Annotated in this window: 21 protein-coding genes; 9 read left to right on the top strand and 12 right to left on the bottom strand. The window is 71.1% G+C overall.

Annotation, left to right across the window (positions count from 1 at the left end; translation table 11 throughout):
* Positions 1-46: 46 nt before the first annotated feature.
* Entirely contained in the window at positions 47-382 is a 336-nt protein-coding gene (locus BBH68_RS11170) for a hypothetical protein (protein WP_065961266.1), read from the bottom strand.
* 97 nt (positions 383-479) lie between these two features.
* Between BBH68_RS11170 and BBH68_RS44475 the strand changes: the two genes are divergently transcribed.
* Entirely contained in the window at positions 480-1,553 is a 1,074-nt protein-coding gene (locus BBH68_RS44475; protein WP_065961263.1) for an SCO4651 family lipoprotein, read from the top strand.
* A gap of 127 nt (positions 1,554-1,680) precedes the next feature.
* Positions 1,681-1,950: a hypothetical protein gene (locus BBH68_RS11160; protein ID WP_065961262.1), complete on the top strand. Its 270-nt coding sequence runs from the start codon at positions 1,681-1,683 to the stop codon at positions 1,948-1,950.
* 11 nt (positions 1,951-1,961) lie between these two features.
* Here BBH68_RS11160 and BBH68_RS11155 read toward each other — a convergent pair whose 3' ends face one another.
* Entirely contained in the window at positions 1,962-2,342 is a 381-nt protein-coding gene (locus tag BBH68_RS11155; RefSeq protein WP_065961256.1) for a metal-sensitive transcriptional regulator, read from the bottom strand.
* Positions 2,343-2,535: 193 nt separating this feature from the next.
* On the opposite strand from BBH68_RS11155, the gene BBH68_RS11150 reads away from it, so the two are divergent.
* Entirely contained in the window at positions 2,536-3,156 is a 621-nt protein-coding gene (locus BBH68_RS11150) for a DUF47 domain-containing protein (RefSeq protein ID WP_065961254.1), read from the top strand.
* A gap of 8 nt (positions 3,157-3,164) precedes the next feature.
* The gene (locus BBH68_RS11145) at positions 3,165-4,163 is read left to right on the top strand and encodes an inorganic phosphate transporter (protein WP_065961252.1); all 999 of its coding nucleotides are present in this window, start codon (positions 3,165-3,167) and stop codon (positions 4,161-4,163) included.
* Positions 4,164-4,549: 386 nt separating this feature from the next.
* Here the strand turns inward: BBH68_RS11145 and pstB are convergent, their stop codons facing one another.
* The 4 genes from pstB to pstS form a co-directional block, all read right to left on the bottom strand.
* Positions 4,550-5,326 carry a phosphate ABC transporter ATP-binding protein PstB gene (pstB, locus tag BBH68_RS11140; RefSeq protein ID WP_065961251.1) on the bottom strand — a complete coding sequence of 259 codons (777 nt, stop codon included), beginning with the start codon at positions 5,324-5,326 and terminating at the stop codon, positions 4,550-4,552.
* A gap of 31 nt (positions 5,327-5,357) precedes the next feature.
* The gene (pstA, locus tag BBH68_RS11135; protein WP_065961249.1) at positions 5,358-6,434 is read right to left on the bottom strand and encodes a phosphate ABC transporter permease PstA; all 1,077 of its coding nucleotides are present in this window, start codon (positions 6,432-6,434) and stop codon (positions 5,358-5,360) included.
* 90 nt (positions 6,435-6,524) lie between these two features.
* Positions 6,525-7,508: a phosphate ABC transporter permease subunit PstC gene (pstC, locus tag BBH68_RS11130; RefSeq protein WP_065961245.1), complete on the bottom strand. Its 984-nt coding sequence runs from the start codon at positions 7,506-7,508 to the stop codon at positions 6,525-6,527.
* Positions 7,509-7,607: 99 nt separating this feature from the next.
* Positions 7,608-8,735, bottom strand: coding sequence for a phosphate ABC transporter substrate-binding protein PstS (pstS, locus tag BBH68_RS11125; RefSeq protein WP_065961244.1), 1,128 nt, complete (start codon positions 8,733-8,735; stop codon positions 7,608-7,610).
* A 424-nt stretch (positions 8,736-9,159) separates the two neighbouring features.
* Here pstS and BBH68_RS11120 point away from each other — a divergent pair, with 424 nt between their 5' ends.
* Together BBH68_RS11120 and BBH68_RS11115 are read left to right on the top strand one after the other, a co-directional pair.
* A complete protein-coding gene (locus tag BBH68_RS11120) occupies positions 9,160-10,254 on the top strand; it encodes a C40 family peptidase (protein WP_245738000.1) in 1,095 nt (364 codons plus the stop codon).
* Between the two features lie 403 nt (positions 10,255-10,657).
* Entirely contained in the window at positions 10,658-11,890 is a 1,233-nt protein-coding gene (locus BBH68_RS11115) for a PP2C family protein-serine/threonine phosphatase (protein ID WP_065961243.1), read from the top strand.
* Positions 11,891-11,951: 61 nt separating this feature from the next.
* On the opposite strand, the gene BBH68_RS11110 is transcribed toward BBH68_RS11115, so the two are convergent.
* From BBH68_RS11110 to BBH68_RS11095, 4 genes are all read right to left on the bottom strand, one after another.
* On the bottom strand, positions 11,952-12,293 hold the full coding sequence (locus BBH68_RS11110) for a DUF2516 family protein (protein ID WP_174589011.1): 342 nt from the start codon (positions 12,291-12,293) through the stop codon (positions 11,952-11,954).
* Between the two features lie 132 nt (positions 12,294-12,425).
* Positions 12,426-13,019, bottom strand: a complete 594-nt coding sequence (locus BBH68_RS11105; protein WP_065961239.1) for a hypothetical protein — start codon at positions 13,017-13,019, stop codon at positions 12,426-12,428.
* 18 nt (positions 13,020-13,037) lie between these two features.
* Positions 13,038-13,445: a helix-turn-helix domain-containing protein gene (locus tag BBH68_RS11100; protein WP_065961238.1), complete on the bottom strand. Its 408-nt coding sequence runs from the start codon at positions 13,443-13,445 to the stop codon at positions 13,038-13,040.
* Between the two features lie 94 nt (positions 13,446-13,539).
* Positions 13,540-14,097: a GtrA domain-containing protein gene (locus tag BBH68_RS11095; RefSeq protein WP_065961286.1), complete on the bottom strand. Its 558-nt coding sequence runs from the start codon at positions 14,095-14,097 to the stop codon at positions 13,540-13,542.
* A gap of 293 nt (positions 14,098-14,390) precedes the next feature.
* On the opposite strand from BBH68_RS11095, the gene BBH68_RS11090 reads away from it, so the two are divergent.
* Positions 14,391-15,329: an alpha/beta fold hydrolase gene (locus tag BBH68_RS11090; protein ID WP_065961237.1), complete on the top strand. Its 939-nt coding sequence runs from the start codon at positions 14,391-14,393 to the stop codon at positions 15,327-15,329.
* 40 nt (positions 15,330-15,369) lie between these two features.
* The gene (locus BBH68_RS11085) at positions 15,370-16,119 is read left to right on the top strand and encodes a MerR family transcriptional regulator (protein ID WP_065961236.1); all 750 of its coding nucleotides are present in this window, start codon (positions 15,370-15,372) and stop codon (positions 16,117-16,119) included.
* A 193-nt stretch (positions 16,120-16,312) separates the two neighbouring features.
* On the opposite strand, the gene BBH68_RS11080 is transcribed toward BBH68_RS11085, so the two are convergent.
* Entirely contained in the window at positions 16,313-17,179 is an 867-nt protein-coding gene (locus BBH68_RS11080; RefSeq protein WP_065961233.1) for an RNA polymerase sigma-70 factor, read from the bottom strand.
* A gap of 255 nt (positions 17,180-17,434) precedes the next feature.
* On the opposite strand from BBH68_RS11080, the gene BBH68_RS11075 reads away from it, so the two are divergent.
* Positions 17,435-18,553 carry a MerR family transcriptional regulator gene (locus tag BBH68_RS11075; protein WP_065961232.1) on the top strand — a complete coding sequence of 373 codons (1,119 nt, stop codon included), beginning with the start codon at positions 17,435-17,437 and terminating at the stop codon, positions 18,551-18,553.
* 24 nt (positions 18,554-18,577) lie between these two features.
* On the opposite strand, the gene BBH68_RS11070 is transcribed toward BBH68_RS11075, so the two are convergent.
* Positions 18,578-18,792: hypothetical protein (locus BBH68_RS11070; protein ID WP_245737999.1), on the bottom strand; the 215-nt coding region annotated here is incomplete at its 5' end.

The following is an 18,792-nucleotide window of genomic DNA, read 5'->3' as shown; positions in this document are numbered from 1 at the left end:
CGTTTGCCCACCAGTTGACCGGGCGGTCGCGCGCGGGCCCGGTCCCCTACTCAGAGGTCGCGGCGGTGCGTCCGGTTCCGTCCGGGGCGGAGGCGGTGGAAGCGGCGGATCCGGGAGCGGAATCCCAAGCGGCGCTATCGACGGGGGAGCTGGAGGGGTCGCTGCGGGGCGGCGGTGGGGCGGCGACGGGTTCCGCGGTGGGCTCGGCGATGGGCTCGGCGGCGCGCTCGGTGGTGTGGCCGGCCGCGTCGGCGCGGGCCTTGTCCCGCGCCCGGCGGGCCGGTCCGTACCAGCCGCAGGAGCAGCGGGCGGTGGAGAAGGAGCCCTTTTCGACGGTGGTCGTGCGGTGTTGGCCGGCACCTTGGTTGCCTGAGTCGAGCACATGACCACGCTACCCGCCCGTGACGGGGCGGCGGGACCGGTCGTTAAACGAACAAGTACCAAGGCGTGGACGAGCGTGGCCAGGGGGTCGGCGGTCGATGGAGATCCAGCGGCGTACGGGCGGTGCCCGGGCAAGGCGCACGGCGGCCGCTGTGGCGGGCGGGCTGCTGGCCGGGCTGATGGTGACCGCGACCGTGACCGGCTGTTCCTCCGAGACGGCCGCCGACGAGCGCCCGGGCGAGGAGTCGCGGGCCGCCGCGGTCGCGGCGCTGCACCGGGCCGCCGATGTGCTGGTGCGGTCGGGGAGTTCGCGGGTCCGTACGACGATGGAGACGGCGACGGGCGGCACGCGGGTGTCGATCAGGGGCACCGGCGCGTATGACTTCGTGAGGCGGATGGGGCGGCTGCGGCTGGTGCTGCCCAAGGACGCGATGGGGACCGCCGAGCACGAGCCGATCACCGAACTGCTGGCCTCGGGCGCGCTGTTCATGAGGAACCGGGGCGCGGGCATTCCGCCCGACAAGTGGGTGCGGGTGGACACGGCAGGCATCCCGGACGGGAATCTGGTCACCGGCGGGGCGACCGATCCGCTGGCGGCCGCCGAACTGCTGCGGGGCGCGCGGAGCGTGAGCCTGGTGGGCGAGGAGGGGCTGGACGGGACGCTGGTGTGGCACTACCGGGGCACGACGGACATCGGGCGGGCCGCGCGGGCCGCGTCGCCGGGCGTGCGGGGCCCGTTGACCGCCGCCGCGCGAGGGTTCACGGAGCGCGCGGTCCCCTTCGACGCGTATCTGGACCGCCAGGGCCGGCTGCGCGAGGTGCGGCACCACTTCACGGTGACCAGCGAGGCGAGCGGCCAGTCCGGCCAGCACGGCCAGTCCGGCCAGTCCGGTCAGTCCGGTCAGTCCGGTCAGCACGGCGGTACGGGAAGCGGCGGTACGGACAGCGGCAGTACGGGAAGCGGAACGGGAAACGGAGCCGAAAGCGGAACGGGAAGCGGGACCCGGGCCGGTCGCTCGGGGCGGGGCAGCACCCCCGGGCCTCAGGGGGCGCGACGCACGCTGGGGGTGGCCTCCACCACCGAGCTGTACGACTTCGGCGCCCCGGCCGCCATCACGCTCCCCAAGTCATCGGATATCTACACAGGAAGGGTCGAATCCACCCAGACCTAGCCACCATATGCCGTTCGGCCCCGCGAAATGGTCCATCCGTGCCATGCGCGGAGTGTGTACCGATCCCTACGCTGGGAAGCCGCTGCTCGGAAGTGCTCGCAGATGCTCGCAGGAGGAGGTGAAACACGTGGTTGCGCGTCGCGGCTCGTCGGGCCCGGACCCCGTGGCCCTCGTCGAGATCGATCTCTACGGTGAGTTGATGATCGCTGCGTCGAGCGCGGACGGGGAAAGGCTCAGTCCGGACCGTATCGACGAGGTGCTCCAGGTGGCGGCGGACCGATCGGATCCGGCCAAGGACCAGGACGCCCGGCCGCAGGAAGCCCGGTCGCGGGACAGCCAGTCACCGGAAGCTCAGTCGCGAGACGCCCGGTCACCGGAAGAGGAATCCCGGTCGTAGCGCCGGTGCCGTCAGGTCCGCAGCAGGCGGGCGATGGCGGCGGTGGCCTCGGCGACCTTGGCGTCGACCTCTTCGCCACCCTTGACGGCGGCCGCCGCCACGCAGTGGCGCAGGTGCTCCTCCAGGAGTTGGAGCGCGAAGGACTGGAGCGCCTTGGTGCTCGCCGAGACCTGGGTGAGTATGTCGATGCAGTAGACGTCCTCCTCGACCATGCGCTGCAGGCCCCGGATCTGGCCCTCGATGCGGCGCAGCCGCTTGAGGTGCTGGTCCTTCTGCTTGGCGTAGCCGTGGCCGGTGTGCTCGGCGGGGGCGGCCGCCGCCGCGGGCTCGGACGCCTGGCTCCGCTCCTCGCCGCCGGCGGGGGCGGCGCTGTCGGCTGCCGTGGTGGTCATGGCGTCCTCCCGTGGTGCTCACTATGTCCGCATATACCCCCGCTGGGTATATGATACCGGGTCTGCCTGGTTGGGCCGGGTCCCTGTGATAAGCACTCTGCCCTATGGGTCACACTGGGTAAGCCGGTTACCGTGGCCGGATGATGCACCTAGCATCAACGAGACAGACCCCGATGCATTCCGAGGATCCCCAGTGCGCTTTCGTCTGACCCCCAGGGAGACGAGCTTCTACGACATGTTCGCCGCCTCCGCGGACAACATCGTTACCGGCTCGAAACTCCTGATGGAACTGCTCGGGGCGGACTCCTCCGCTCGTACCGAGATCTCCGAACGCATGCGGGCCGCGGAGCACGCCGGGGACGACGCGACGCACGCGATCTTCCACCAGCTGAACTCCTCCTTCATCACGCCGTTCGACCGCGAGGACATCTACTCCCTCGCCTCCTCCCTCGACGACATCATGGACTTCATGGAGGAGGCCGTCGATCTGGTCGTCCTCTACCAGATAGAGGAGCTGCCCAAGGGGGTGGAGCAGCAGATCGAGGTGCTGGCGCGGGCCGCGGAGCTGACCGCCGAGGCGATGCCGAATCTGCGCACCATGACGAACCTCACGGAGTACTGGATCGAGGTGAACCGCCTCGAGAACCAGGCGGACCAGATCCACCGCAAGCTTCTGGCGCACCTGTTCAACGGGAAGTACGACGCGATCGAGGTGCTCAAGCTCAAGCAGATCGTGGATGTGCTGGAGGAGGCGGCCGACGCCTTCGAGCACGTGGCCAACACGGTCGAGACGATCGCCGTCAAGGAGTCCTGAGCCTCGGCATGGACACCTTCGCGCTTGTCGTGACCGTAGCGGTCGCGCTCTTCTTCACGTACACCAACGGCTTCCACGACTCGGCGAACGCCATCGCCACCTCCGTCTCGACCCGGGCGCTGACCCCACGGGCGGCGCTGGCCATGGCCGCGGTGATGAACCTCGCGGGCGCCTTCCTGGGCAGCGGGGTCGCCAAGACCGTCAGCGAGGGCCTGATCGCCACCCCCACCGGCAAACAAGGCATGATGATCTTGTTCGCCGCGCTGGTGGGCGCGATCACCTGGAACATGGTGACGTGGTACTTCGGTCTTCCGTCGTCCTCCTCGCACGCCCTGTTCGGCGGCCTGGTGGGCGCGGCCCTCGCCGGCTCCAGCACCGTCCACTGGAGCGGGGTGGTGGAGAAGGTCGTCATCCCGATGTTCCTGTCGCCCATCGTGGGCCTGGTGCTGGGCTACTTCGTCATGGTGGCCATCCTGTGGATGTTCCGGAAGGCCAACCCGCACAAGGCCAAGCGTGGCTTCCGCATAGCCCAGACCGTCTCCGCGGCGGCCATGGCGCTGGGCCACGGTCTGCAGGACGCCCAGAAGACCATGGGCGTCGTGGTGATGGCCCTGGTCATCGCCGGTGTGGAGGACGAGGGCGACGCGATTCCGGTGTGGGTGAAGATCGCCTGCGCCGCGATGCTCTCGCTCGGCACCTACGCGGGCGGCTGGCGCATCATGCGCACGCTGGGCCGCCGGATCATCGAGCTGGACCCGCCGCAGGGGTTCGCGGCGGAGACGACGGCGGCCTCCGTCATGTACACCGCGTCGTTCATGTACCAGGCGCCGATCTCCACCACCCATGTCATCACCTCGGCCATCATGGGCGTCGGCGCGACCAAGCGCGTGAACGCGGTGCGCTGGGGCGTGGCGAAGAACATCATCCTCGGCTGGTTCATCACCATGCCGGCGGCGGCCGGTGTCGCCGCGCTCAGCTACTGGATCGTCGACCTGGCCTTCGGCTGACGGCCAGGCCACCGTACGAAGCCTTCGGCTGACGCCCGGATCGGCTTTCGGCCAGGCCGCCGTACGAAGCCTCCGGCTGACCGCTCGGCCGCCGTACGAAGCCTTCGGCTGACGCCCGGATCGGCTTTCGGCCAGGCCGCCGTACGAAGCCTCCGGCTGACCGCTCGGCCGCCGTACGAAGCCTTCGGCTGACGCCCGGATCGGCTTTCGGCCAGGTCACCGTGCGAAGCCCTTCCACCGACAACGCGGCGGGCCCGCCCCCTGGGTGATCGGGGGGCGGGCCCTTCGTCCTGTGGTGGCACCGCCATGCAGCACCACAGGACGTTTCCTCCCCCGCGGCGGCGCACCGGGCGAGTGCCGGCGCGCGCGGCGCGGGAGGCGGTGCGTCAGCCGAAGCGGCCCGAGATGTAGTCCTCGGTCGCCTGGACGGACGGGTTGGAGAAGATCCGCTCGGTCTCGTCGATCTCGATGAGCTTGCCGGGCTGGCCGACGCCGGCCAGGTTGAAGAAGGCCGTGCGGTCCGAGACACGCGCCGCCTGCTGCATGTTGTGCGTCACGATGACGATCGTGAAGCGCTCCTTCAGCTCACCGATCAGGTCCTCGATGGCGAGCGTGGAGATCGGGTCGAGGGCCGAGCAGGGCTCGTCCATCAGCAGCACGTCCGGCTCCACGGCGATGGCGCGCGCGATGCACAGCCGCTGCTGCTGGCCGCCGGAGAGGCCCGCGCCCGGCTTGTTCAGCCGGTCCTTGACCTCGTTCCACAGGTTGGCGCCCTTGAGGGACTTCTCGACGATGCCCTCCAGCTCGCTCTTCTTGTACGAGCCGTTCAGCTTCAGCCCCGCCGCGACGTTCTCGAAGATCGACATCGTGGGGAAGGGGTTCGGGCGCTGGAAGACCATGCCGACCGTACGCCGCACGGACACCGGGTCGACGCCCGCCCCGTACAGGTTCTCGTCGTCCAGCATCACCTTGCCCTCGACCCGGCCGCCGGGGGTGACCTCGTGCATCCGGTTCAGGGTGCGCAGGAAGGTGGACTTGCCGCAGCCGGACGGGCCGATGAAGGCCGTCACCGAGCGGGGTTCGACGGTCATCGAGATGTCCTCGATGGCCTTGTGGGTGCCGTAGTAGGCGGTGAGGCCGCTGACGTCGATGCGCTTGGCCATGTGAATCACTTCTCTTCTTCGTGGCGTGGCCTCAGCGGCCGGTCTTCGGGGCCTTCCAGCGGGCGATGCCGCGGGCGAGCAGGTTGAGGATCATGACGAAGGCGATCAGGACCAGCGCCGCCGCCCAGGCCCGGTTGAACGAGGCGTCGTTGCCGAGTTGCCACTGCTCGTAGACGTAGTACGGCAGCGACGACTGGGCGCCCTCGAAGGGGTTGTTGTTGATCCCCTGGGCGCCGAACACCAGCAGCACGATCGGGGCCGACTCACCGGCGATACGGGCGACCGCGAGCATCACGCCCGTGATGATGCCGCCGATCGCGGTGGGCAGCACCACCTTGAGGATGGTGCGCCACTTGGGCACGCCCAGCGCGAGGGACGCCTCGCGCAGCTCGTTCGGGACGAGCTTGAGCATCTCCTCCGTCGAGCGGACGACGATCGGCATCATCAGGATGGCCAGGGCCATCGCGCCCGCGAAGCCGGAGTAGTCGAAGTCCAGGATGATGATCCAGAAGGTGAGGATGAACAGACCGGCGACGATCGAGGGGACGCCGGTCATGACGTCCACGAAGAAGGTCACGGCCTTGGCGAGCCGACCGCGCCCGTATTCCACCAGGTAGATGGCGGTCAGCAGGCCGATCGGGGCCGCGATGGCGGTGGCGATGCCGACCTGCTCCAGCGTGCCGATGATCGCGTGGTACGCGCCGCCGCCGGGGAGGATCGTCTGCACGCCCTCCATGGAGTGGCCGAGGAAGTAGCCGTCGAGGACCTTGCTGCCCCGGTCGATGGTCTCCCAGATCAGCGAGACCAGCGGGATCACCGCGAGCAGGAAGCAGACCCAGATCAGGCTGGTGGCCAGCCGGTCCTTGGCCTGCCGGGAGCCCTCGACCTTGGCGGTCAGGGCGAAGGAGATCAGGACGAACAGCGCCGCGGCGATCAGGCCCCACTGCACCTTGCTGCTCAGGTCGCCGGCGACGCCGATGCCGCAGCCCAGGCCGGCCGAGATCAGCGCCAGGCCGATCGGGGCCCACTTCGGCAGCCGGGGCTGCCGCAGGGCCGGACGCGGCGCGTCCCCGGCCAGCTCCGTCTTGTCGATCACTGCGTTACTCACAGCCGCCCCTTTCGTTCACTTCTCCGCCCGCGCGGCGAAGAGGCGCGGCTTTCGCGGTCGTCTGCGGCCCGGCGGCCGCGCGTGCGTCGTTCACGCCGCGGCTCCCGAGTACTCCTTGCGGCGGGCGATGATCAGCCGCGCGGCGCCGTTCACCAGCAGGGTGATGACGAAGAGCACCAGACCGGAGGCGATCAGCGCGTCACGCGCGGGGCCGTCGGCCTCCTTGAAGTGGGCGGCGATGTTCTGGGCGAAGGTGCCGCCGCCCGGGTCCAGCAGGCTGGGGACGATGTCGTAGCTCGGGGACAGCACGGTGGCCACGGCCATCGTCTCGCCCAGCGCGCGGCCCAGACCCAGCATGGAGGCGCTGATGATGCCGGAGCGCCCGAAGGGGAGGACCGACATCCGGACGACCTCCCAGCGGGTCGCGCCCAGCGCGAGCGCGGCCTCCTCGTGCATCTGGGGGACCTGGCGGAAGACCTCGCGGCTGACGCTGGTGACGATCGGGATGATCATGATCGCCAGCAGGATGCCGATGGTGAACAGCGAGCGCGGGGCGCCGTCGTTGTACTCGAACAGCTTGGTCCAGCCCAGGTAGTCGTCGAGCCACTGGTACAGCCCGGTCAGGTGCGGGACGAGGAAGAGCGCCCCCCACAGGCCGTAGACGATGCTGGGGACCGCCGCGAGCAGGTCGATGACGTAGGCGACCGGGGTGGCCAGCCGGCGCGGCGCGTAGTGCGAGATGAACAGCGCGATGCCGACCGCGATCGGGACCGCGATCAGCATCGCGATGATCGAGCTGACGATGGTGCCGTAGGCGAGCACGGCGATGCCGAAGACCATCGGCCGGGAGGTGGTGTTCCACTCGAAGGTGGTCAGGAAGTTCCCGTGGTCTTCGGAGATGGCGGAGATGGCGCGGATGGTGAGGAAGACCGCGATGGCGGCCATGATCGCCAGCAGCAGGATGCCGGAGCCCCGGGAGAGGCCGAGGAAGATCTTGTCCCCGAGGCGGCCGGTGCCGCGGGCCCTGTCCTGGGGCGGTGCCGTGGAAGATGTGGGTTCTATATCCGTTTTCATGGGTTCTCCGGTCTGCGGAGCCGGTGGGGTACGGCTCCTTGCGGCGGTGCACCGGACGGTGCGGCCGGCTCCATGGGGTGGGAGCCGGCCGCACTCAGGTCAGGAGAGGCTCGCGACGCTCTCGCGGACCTTCGTGGCAATCTCGGTCGGCAGCGGGGCGTAGCCCAGGTCCTTCAGGGAGGCCTGGCCGTCCTCGCTCGCGACGTAGGTCAGGAACGACTTGGTGGCGGCGAGGGTGTCGGACTTGTTGCCCTTGTCACAGGCGATCTCGTACGTCACCAGCGTAATCGGGTAGGCGCCTTCTGCCTTGGTGTCGTACGCCAGGTCCAGGGCGAGGTCCTTGCCGGTGCCCTTGATCTTGGCCTCGGCGATGGCCTTGGAGGCGTTGTCGACGGTGGCCTGGACCGGGGCGGAGGCGCCGGTGTCCAGGTCGACGGTCTTGATGCTGCTGGCGGTCGCGTAGGACAGCTCGAAGTAGGAGATCGCGCCGGAGACCTGCTTCACCTGCGAGGAGACGCCGGAGGAGCCGTCCGCGGCCTGGCCGCCGCTGCCCGCCCAGGCCTTGCCCGGCTCGTGCGGCCACGCCGAGGGGGCGGCGGCCTTGAGGTACTTGGTGAAGTTGTCGGTGGTGCCGGAGTCGTCCGAGCGGTGGAACGCCTGGATCTTGAGGTCCGGCAGGCTGACGCCCTTGTTGAGCTTCTTGATCGCCTCGTCGTTCCACTTCTTGATCTTCGAGTCGAAGATCAGGGCGAGGGTCTTGGCGTCGAGGGTCAGCTTGTCCACGCCGGGGACGTTGAAGCCGACCGCGATCGGGCCGCCGACCATCGGCAGGTTGATGCCCTGGCCGCCGCCCTTGCACATCTTCTTGGAGCTGGCGACCTCCTCCGGCTTGAGCGCCGAGTCGGAGCCCGCGAAGGCGGTTTTGCCCTGCAGCCACTCCTGGATGCCAGCGCCGGAGCCGGTGGCCTTGTAGTTGATCTTCACGTCCTTGCAGGCGCCGCCGTAGTTCTTGACCCACAGGTCCATGGCGTTCTTCTGGGCGGACGACCCGGATGCCAGCAGCTGGCCCTTGCCCTCGCACTTGATGTCGCCGGCGGCCTTGGTGCCGTTGCCGCCCGAGGAGCCGCTGTTGTCGTCGGAACCGCAGGCGGTGAGCACCAGGGCGCCGGAGAGGGCGAGGGCACCGGCGGCGATGGCGCGAAGCCGGTTGTTGCGCTGAAGCTTCACTTTCGGGTTTTCCTTCCAGGAGCCGCCGGTGGGGACGGCGCACGAAGAGGTAGATGATGAGCGTTGCTTGTTCTGCTCAGATGCGCGCCGGTCACACCATGGGCGCGGCGAGCACTCCGTAGGGCCGAAATTAGGCAGATCAGGTGAAGCAGCCGATGGGGGTGAGTGAACGGAGGGTGAACCTCGGCCGTCAGGGTGGTGGCCCAGCTGAGGCCTCGATTCCGGATGAGCGGCGGCGCGGAGGGGGGCGCGCGCTGGGGAGAGCTGCGGTGAGACGGGGGTGAACGGCGCGTGACTCTGTCGGATTGCGGTACGGCATGTCACTATCCGTCCCTACGTACCGGTAAGTCAGCTCTGGCGCGCGGGTTACGCGACGGCTCGTGGAGGTCCGCAGGTGGTTCCGCAGGTGATGAGGAAGCGGAAGGTGAGGCGGGACGGCAGGGGAGGAGGCACGGGGCTCGCGGCGGTCACCGCGTTCGTCTGCGCCGTGGGGATGTCGGCGGTGCCGGGGCGGGCGCAGGCCGCGCCCACCGACCCGGCGCCCGGGGCGGAGGGGGCCCGGGACGCGGCCGCCGCGGGCGGTGGCGGCCTGTACGAGGTGCACCGGAAGGTGGAGAGCCTCTACCGGAAGGCCGAGGCGGCCACCGACGCGTACAACCTGGCGCGGGAGAAACAGGTACGCCAGGAGAAGCGGATCGTGAAGATCGCGCAGGCCGTGGTGAAGGCCCAGAACCGGATGACGGACCTGAGGGAGCGGGCCGGGGCGGTCGCCCGGGCCCAGTACCGCAGCGGCGGAATCCCGCCAGAGGCGCAGCTGCTCCTCGGCGACGACCCGGAGGGCTTCCTCGACGACGTGACGCTGGCGCGCAAGGGCCAGCAGGCGACCGTCGGGCTGATGAACCAGCTGGAGAAGACCCAGGCCACGCTGGACCGCTATGCGAAGGCGGCCTCCCGGGAGTGGGAGCGGCTCGACTCCAGCCGCGCCAAGAAGGCCGCGGCACGGAAGGAGATCCGGGCGAAGCTCCGCCGGGCCAGGGAGCTGGAGTCGCGGCTGCGGGCCGAGGAGCGGGAGCGGCTGCGGCAGCTGGAGGAGGAGCAGCAGCGCCGGGCCCAGACGACCTGGCTCAACTCCGGGATACTGCGGAAGATCGGCGGCAAGGGCACGACGCAGGGGCGGCGGGCGGTGGAGTTCGCGACGGCCCAGCTCGGCAAGGACTACGTGTGGGGCGCGGAGGGCCCGGACACCTACGACTGCTCGGGGCTGACGCAGCGGGCGTGGGCCGCGGGCGGCCGCTCGATCCCGCGCACCTCGCAGGAGCAGTGGCGGCTGCTGCCGAAGGTGGGCGTCGAGCGGATGCGGCCGGGGGACCTGATCATCTATTTCAAGGACGCGAGCCATGTGGGGATGTACGTGGGGAACGGCGCGATCATCCACGCGCCGCGCCCGGGGCGGCAGGTCACGGTCGCCGGGGCGGGCTCCATGCCGATCCTGGGCGTCGTACGCCCCCAGGGAGGGTGAGGGAGGTCGCGAGAGGCCATGGCGGAGGATGGGGTACGCCCCGGCACGGAGTTGGGGGTACGCCCCGGCGCTGGGGCGAGGGTACGCCCCGCGGAGGCTGAGGTACGTCCCGCGGAGGCGGGGGTACGCCCCGGCAGGGAGGCCGGGGTGTGCCCTGCGGAGAATGGGGTACGCCCCGTCGCGGAGGCTGGGGGCATTTGTCCGCATGTCGGGGTGATGTTCGTCATCCGCCGCCCGGCCTCGCCCGCTCAACTCCCGCCTCCTGCTTGGCATATGACAAAAGTGGCTGTCCGAAGGTCATTCCGCTGGGACCCGCCCTAGCGCTATGGTCGCCTCTCGGTGTCCGGCGCCGCGTCAGGTCGATGGAGCGCCGCACTTTCGGGGGGAGAGAAGGAATCGAGCGATGTCCCTACCCGCGACCGGGCAGCTGGAGGTGGAGGCCACCGAGGCCCGCCCCACCGCGCCGCCCGACAACGGGCTCACCCTGCTGGTGATCGGGGAAGACCCGGCCGGCTCCTTCACCGTTCCCGAACTGCTGGACGCCGAGGGCAACCGGGTCCGCATCCGCACGGCCCGCAACCTCACCGAGGCGGAGCGGCTGCTCACCGACGACGTCCAGTGCATCCTGCTCGACCTGGCCCTGCCCGGCCCGGACAAGAAGGCCGAGGACGAGCTCGACGTCCTGCGCGCGGTGCTGCGGCTCGCGCCGACCCACGCGGTCCTCGTACTGACCGCCGTGGAGGACGGGGAGCGCGCCGCCGAGGCCGTACGGGTCGGCGCCCAGGACTTCCTCTTCCGCGACGAGCTGGACGGACGGCTGCTCAGCCGCGCCATCCGCTACGCCGTCGAGCGCAAGCGCTCCGACCTCGCCCAGCGCCAGCTGACCGAGTCCCGGCTGCGCGCCCAGGAGAACGCCCGGCTGGAGCGCGGGCTGCTGCCCACCCCGCTGCTGCAGGGCTCCGGTCTGCGCTTCGCCGCCCGCTACCGGCCCGGCCGCAGCCGTGCCCTGCTCGGCGGCGACTTCTACGACACCGTCCGCACCCCGGACGGCACCGTGCACGCGATGATCGGCGACGTCTGCGGGCACGGCCCCGACGAGGCGGCCCTCGGCGTCGAGCTGCGCATCGCCTGGCGCGCCCTGACCTTCGCCGGGCTCTGCGGCGACCAGCTGCTCGGAACCCTCCAGCAGGTCCTGGAGAACGAGCGCGCCGACGACGAGATCTTCGCCACCCTGTGCACCGTCGACATCGCGCCGGACGGGCGGCGGGCCGGGGTGTGCCTGGCCGGCCACCCCGCGCCCCTGGCGCTGCGCCCGGGGCTGGCGCCCCGGCTGCTGCCCGCCGATGACAACGGCCCGGCGCTCGGCCTGCTGCCGGGCGCCCGCTGGCCGCGCCGCGAGATCGAGCTCGGCGGCTCGTGGAGCCTGATGATGTACACCGACGGGCTCATCGAGGGGCGCGTCGGCAAGGGCGTGCAGCGGCTGGGCCAGGAGGGGATGGTCGAGATCGTGGCCCGCGGGCTGGCGGCGGGGCTGCGCGGCGAGGAGCTGCTGGACAACACCGTCACCGAGGTGCGGGCGCTCAACGGCGGGGAGCTGACGGACGACCTGGCCGTGCTGCTGCTGGACCGCGGCTGAGCCCGTCGTCCCGGCCGGCCACCCCCGCCGGGGGCCTTCGGTTTCCTGGCGGCCTGGCGGCCTAGCGCCCGTTGAAGGGCCCGTACGGGCCGTCGGAGCTGGAGCCACGGCCACGCGGCCAGTTGCGGCCGCCGGAGATCTGCCGGAGCGCGGGCCGCACATCGACGATGTACACGATGGTCGCGATCAGCCCGATGATCGGCAGGAAGTCCAGGATCCCCATGAAGAAGTTCACCGCGGCGGCGATTCCCAGGATGACCAGCCAGAACGGCTTGCTCTGCTTGTCCGCGGCCCGATAGGCGTCCTCACGGCGGATCGCGGCGTCGATGAAGGCGAACAGGCTGAAGAGGAGCAGCCCCCAGGAGACCCAGTAGAGCACCTGGTTAAACCCTTGTACCAGCACGCCGTCCACCGCCTAGACCACCTGGAAGATATGGAGAGAGAAGCGTTCCTCCGCCACCGTACCCGCTGACAGGGCCGGGCACGCAGGGCGTTCCCGGCCCTGGTTCCCGGCCCTGGTTCTCAGCCTCGCTTTTCAGCCCTGGGGCTTCGGCGGGGCCTTCTTGGCGGTGGGGGCGGGGGCGGGGGCCGGCTTGCGGGGCGGGGTCTTCTTGGCGGTGGGCGCCGGCTTGACCACGGGCTTCGACCCGTTGGACGACTCGCCGCCCGCGACCGGGACCGACCCGTCCTTGGGCTCGATGGCGCTGGCCACCTCGACCATCTCGTCGGCCGCCTCGCCGCGCCAGGTCTTCACGACCTCCTGGCCGTGCTCGGCCACCTCGTCGTACCGCTCGCGCGCCTTGACGGCCAGCTCGGCGGCGCGGCCCACGCCCTGGAGCGCCAGCTCCTGGGCGGTGTCGCGGAGCTTCTTCAGGTCGGTGTCGAGCGTGCCCAGCAGCTCGGTGAGCTTCTCCTGGGCCTCCTTGGCCTGCTGGGTGACGCGGTCCTGGACGGCCTTGGGGTCGGTGTTCCGTACGGCCGCGAAGCGCTCGGGGGCCTCGGCGACGATCTTCTCGACCAGCGACGGCACCTCCTTGAGCTTCTGGGCGGTCAGGTCGGCCGTGCCCGCCAGGAAGTACAGGGGGGTCGGGTCGGTGAGCGTCTTACGCACATCGTCGGTGATGGCCATGGTGCTGGTCCTCCCGGATCAGTTCGAGGGTTCGGTGTCGTCGTCGGCGCTGCCGGCGGGGGTGGGGCCCGCGGCGGGGCCGGGTGCGTTCTCCTTGCGGAAGGACTCGTAGATCTGCAGCAGCACCTGCTTCTGCCGCTCGTTGATCGACGGGTCGGCGAGTATCACACTGCGCGTCTCCGTCTCGTCCCGGTCCCGCTCGTCGAGAATTCCGGCCTGCACATAGAGGGTCTCCGCGGATATCCGCAGCGCCTTCGCGAGCTGCTGCAGGATCTCGGCGCTCGGCTTGCGCAGCCCGCGCTCGATCTGGCTCAGATATGGATTGGACACCCCGGCGGCATCGGCGAGCTGGCGCAGCGAGAGCTGCGCGCTGCGTCTCTGCTCACGCAGGAACTCACCGAGGTTGCCGACGTTCAGCGATGCCATGTCCCCATGCTGCCGCACCAGTGCTAACTATTGCAAGCATTCGCTTGCAGTCGTGTCGCGGTCATGCCGTGGCCGTGGCCGTGTGGCGGGGCGGTCAGGCGGCGCGGCAGAGCGCGGCGGGGCCGGCCGGGGCCGCCGCGCGGGTCAGGGCCGCGGGTACGGGGCGGGGCGCGGGCGCGGGTGCGGGGTGGGCGGTGCGGGCGGGGGTCGCGGGCTTCGAGTGCTTCCGGGAGAAGACGACGAGCCGCAGCACCGCGTAGCGCGCGACGCCGGTGAGCGCGGAGGCGGACAGGTAGACGACCTGCTCGAGTATCGGGCCGGGCGTCACGACCAGCTGATGCAGGACGAGCATCGCCGCGCAGGTCACCGCGTACGCGGCCGTTGCGGATCCGGCCGACTGCGCGTGCTGGCGCAGGGTCGCGCGCCCGCCCGCGCCGAAGGTGAAGCGGGCGTGCAGCTCGGTGGCGAGGAGCGTGGAGGCCGCGGTGATCAGGGCGTTGGACAGGGCCCAGGGGATCCAGGAGGCGAGGGCTGCCACGGCGAAGCTGGAGGCGAGCCCCACTCCGCCGCCGCAGAGTACGAAGCGGGCGAAGGCGGCGAAGGCGCCGGGTGCGCCGGGGGCTGCCTGCTGTCGGCTCTGCACTGTCTCCATCATCCGATCCCTTTGATCGCTCGTACTGCTGATCGCTCGCACCGCGAAACCGGGCGCCCCTCGACCTGTGAGGCCGGGGGCGCCTTGCCCATGGCGCCATCATGGCACATGAATGGCACCATGGGGAGCCATGCGGGGCCATGGGTGGTGCTATCTCTGCCGGGCATGGCACCACGCGGTGCGGCGCGGTGCGACGGGGTGGGGCGGGACGGGACGGCGGTGCGACCGGGTGCGAGAGGTCGCCAAGGGAAGAGGTTGACCTTGACCTTGCGTCAGGGTTGGAGCCTTGTCGCATGACGAACGAGACCACGTCCCCCGATCGGATCGCGCCGCCGGTCGGAGGTTTCCAGGAGATCGACGGCCGCCGCGTCTTCGTGCACCGGTCGGGCAGCGGCGGGCCGGCGGTGGTGTTCCTGCCGGGCGCGAGCGCGGTCGGCCTGGACTACTTCGGGGTGCAGCAGGAGGTTTCCCGGTTCACCACCGCCGTGGTGTACGACCGTGGCGGCACGGGCTACAGCGACCCGGTCCCGCTGCCGCGCACCGCCGGCGCGGTCGCCACGGAACTGCGCGAGCTGCTGACCGCCCAGAGCATCCCCGGCCCGTACGTTCTGGTGGCGCACTCCCTCGGCGGCTTCTACGCCCACCGGTTCGCGCAGCTCCACCCGGGTGAGGTGGCCGGGCTGGTCTGGCTGGACGCCTTCCACCGCGACTGGGACGACTTCATGCCGCCTGAGGCCGGTCTGGACGCGGTCGAGCGGATGGCGCCCGGCCGGGAGCAGCTGGAACAGCTGCGTCCGGCCCTGCGGGAGATGTTCGCCGACCTGCTCGCGGACTATCCCGAGGACCTGCGGCAGGCGCTGCTCGAGGCCAAGACGAGTGACCAGTGGATGCACGTCGGCATCGCCGAGCGCGGCACATTGGCCGACCTCGCCACCGAACTGCGGGCGGGTCCGGACATCCCCGACGTGCCGGTGGTCGCTCTCACCGTGGTGGGCACCGACCCTGGCCAGAAGGCGCTGACGCCGGAGGAGACGTTGCGGCGGATGCACGAGGGCAGGACGAAACTGGACGCGGCCCTGGTGAGCGGGGTCTCGCACGGGGAACAGCGCATCCTCTCCGACACCGCCCACCACCGGCTGTGCTTCGACCGCCCCGATGCCGTGGTCCAGGCGATCCGCGACGTCGTCGACCGTGCGGCCCGCGCCCAGACCCGCGCCCAGACCCGCGCCTAGACTCGGCACGACCACGTCGTACGAAGACCCGAGGGGGACGGTGCTCACGATCGGCCAGCTCGCGGCGGCCGCCGGGGTGACCGTGCGCACCGTTCGCCACTACCACCACGTCGGCCTGTTGCCCGAGCCGGAGCGCGATGCCTCCGGCTACCGCCGCTACGGCGCGCAGGCGGCGGTGGACCTCATCCGGATCAGAACCCTCGCCGACGCCGGGGTGCCGCTGGCCCGTATCGACGCGCTGCTGCACGCACAGCCGGCCCAGTTCGCCGCGGCCATCACCGACATCGACGCCGAGTTGCGGCGCAAGATCGACCAGCTCGCCGAATACCGCCGCAGGATCGCCGAACTGGCCGGTGGCGAGAGGCTCGTCCTGCCCCCCGAGGTGGTCGCCATCCTGGACCGGATGCGTGGCCTCGGGGTCAGCGAGCGGAGAGTACGGCTCGAACGCGACTCGTGGATCCTGATGCAGGCACTCGACCCGCAGGTCGTGCCGCAGCGGATACGGGACAAGAACGCCGGCTTGGACGACCCCGAGACGGTCCGCCTGTATCTCGCCTGCGATCAGTCATTCGACTGGGATCCGAACGATCCGCGCCTGGACCGGCTCATCGACGACCTGGACGCATGGGAGACCAAGCACGAACGGGACGGCGACCGGGCGGGGTACCTGAAGCTGGTCTCCGCCCGGATCTCCGAGGCATCACCGGCCTGGCAGCGCATCGTCGACGCGCTCGTCCACCGCGCCGGGCAGCGCGCCGAGCAGCGCCGGGCCGCCGGGCGCGAGAGCTGAGGCCGGCGGGGGCGTGGATCGGCCGACCGGAGGGGCGGAGGGGGATCGGCCGAGCGGGGGGACCGGTCAGTGCTCACCGGGCGCGCTGGGTCAGCGCTCAGCGGGCGTGGTCGGCCTCCCCTCACCGGACGCGATCGGGCAACGCTCACCGGGCGCGGTGGGTCACCGCTCACCGGGCGGGATCGGCCTCTGCTCACCGGGCGAGGTCGGCCGGGGCGTCCAGGCGCGTCAGCTTCCGGGGGTTGCGCACCACGTAGATCCGGGTGACCCTGCCGTCCTCCACCACCAGGCTCACCGCGGCCGGCTCGCCGTCGAACTCGATCCGGCCCGCGGGCTCGCCGTTGAGCCATACGGTCGCCGTCTCCAGCGCGTTCACCACCCGGTTCGCGCGGGCGAGGATCGGCGCCACCAGCTCGGCGCCGTGGAGGGGTGTCAGCGCGGCGGTCACGAGCCCGCCACCATCGGCGATCATGACCACGTCCGGCGCCATGATCTCCATCAGCTCCTGCAGCCGCCCGGTGCGCAGCGCCGCCAGGAACCGCTCCAGCACGGCCTCCTGCTCCGACCGGCTCACCCGCGTCCGCGGCCGCCGGGCCGCCACGTGCTCGCGCGCCCGCCGGGCTATCTGCCGTACCGCGGCCGCGGACTTCCCGATGGCCTCGGCGATCTCGCCGTACGGCATGTCGAAGACCTCGCGGAGCACGAACACCGCCCGCTCCGCCGGCCCGAGGGTCTCCAGCACGGTCAGCATCGCGATCGAGACGCTCTCCGCCAGTTCCACGTCCTCGGCGACATCGGGGCTGGTCAGGAGCGGCTCCGGCAGCCATTCGCCCACGTAGTCCTCGCGGCTGCGCGACAGCGTGCGCAGGCGGTTGAGGGCTTGCCGGGTGACGACGCGGATGAGGTACGCCCGCGGCTCACGCACCTGCGCGTGGTCGACGCCGGCCCAGCGCAGCCAGGACTCCTGCAGCACGTCCTCCGCGTCGGCCGCCGACCCGAGCATCTCGTAGGCGACCGTGAAAAGCAGGCTGCGATGGGTGACGAACGGGTCCTCGCTCATGCCGCGCCCACGCTCGTCCCGGTGGGGAGCGCCGCCTGTGGAACGCCTCGCGCCATGGTGTTCTCCTTGGCCATGGTGTCCTCCTTGTACGTGGCCCGTCGATGTGAAGACCGCCGACGTGAAGACACCGCTGGGCCCGCGAATGTGACAACCACCCTGCCGCATCTCGGCGGGGCCGCCGGCTTGACCTTCACCTTGGGGCAGGTCACAGCATCGAGGGGCCGGGCGTGGTGCCCGGGGTGAGGAGGGGCGCGCATGAGCCTGCTGACCATCGGGGCGTTCGCGAAGGCGTCCCGGCTGTCGCCGAAGGCGCTGCGGCTGTACGACGAGCTGGGCCTGCTGGCCCCGGCCCGCGTCGACCCGGTGACGGGCTACCGGCTCTACGCGCCCGGGCAGCTCGAACGGGCGCGGCTGGTGGCCTGGTTGCGCCGCCTGGGCATGCCGCTGGCCCGCATCCGCGAGGTCTGCGACCTCGGGGAGCGGGACGCGGCCGCGGCGGCGCGGGAGGTGCGGGCCTTCTGGGCCCGGGTCGAGGCCGAGACCGCCGCCCGGCGGGACCTGGCCGCCTTCCTCATCGACCATCTGACGTGGAAGGACCCCCTCATGTCCCCGACAGTCGAGCAGGCCGCCGAGCCGCTGGAAATCCGTTACGCCGCGCTCTCCGACACCGGCCTGGTCCGCGAGAGCAACCAGGACACCGCCTACGCGGGACCCCGTCTGCTCGCCGTCGCCGACGGCTTCGGCGCGGCCGGGGCCCCGGCCGGCGCGGCCGCCGTGCGCGAGCTCCGCCGCGTGGACGCCGAGGGCGTGGGGACGGGCGTCGTCCCGGCGGGCGAGCTCCTCAACGCGCTGGAGGAAGCCGTCGAGCAGGCGGGCCGGGCCGTGCGCGACATCGCCGGATCCGGCCCCGCGCCGCACGAGGTGGGCACGACGCTCACCGCGATGCTGTGGACCGGGTCCCGGCTGGCCCTGGTGCACATCGGCGACTCCCGCGCCTATCTGCTGCGGGACGGAGAGCTTTTCCAGATCACCCACGACCACACCGTCGTGCAGTCGATGGTCGACGAGGGGCGCCTCAGCCCGGAGGAGGCCACCTCCCACCCGCAGCGCTCGCTGCTGCTGCGGGCCCTGACCGGAGGACGGGACGCGGCCACCGCCGACATCCGCCTGCACGACGCCCGGCCCGGGGACCGCTATCTGCTCTGCTCCGACGGGCTGTCCGCCGTGGTGCCGACCGAGGACGTACGGCGGGTGGTCGGCTCGGCCCCCGACCCGGAGGGGGCGGTGCGCGAGCTCGTCGCCCTCGCCAACCGCGCGGGCGGCCCGGACAACGTCAGCTGCGTGGTCGCGGACGTCGTGCGGCCCGTGGACTAGCCCCGGACTTCGCGGGTCACCGGTTTAGGTCTGTGGCCAGCGGGTCTGTGTGATGTCGGTGTCGAGGAGGTCGAGGAGGTGGAGTTGGACGCCGCGGGTGATCTGGACGGACGGCGGGTCGGTGACGTTGCCGATCCGCAGGGTGAGTTCGCCGAGGTGGTAGAAGATCATGCGGCCGGTGGGGCGGACCCGGCGGTTGTCCGGGTAGAGGCCGGTCATGGTCTGCTCGGAGTGCGGCA

Source organism: Streptomyces sparsogenes (assembly GCF_001704635.1).
GTDB classification, from domain to species: domain Bacteria; phylum Actinomycetota; class Actinomycetes; order Streptomycetales; family Streptomycetaceae; genus Streptomyces; species Streptomyces sparsogenes.
The sequence above is the reverse complement of the archived record's forward strand: the minus strand, read 5'-3'. Positions and strand labels throughout refer to the sequence as shown.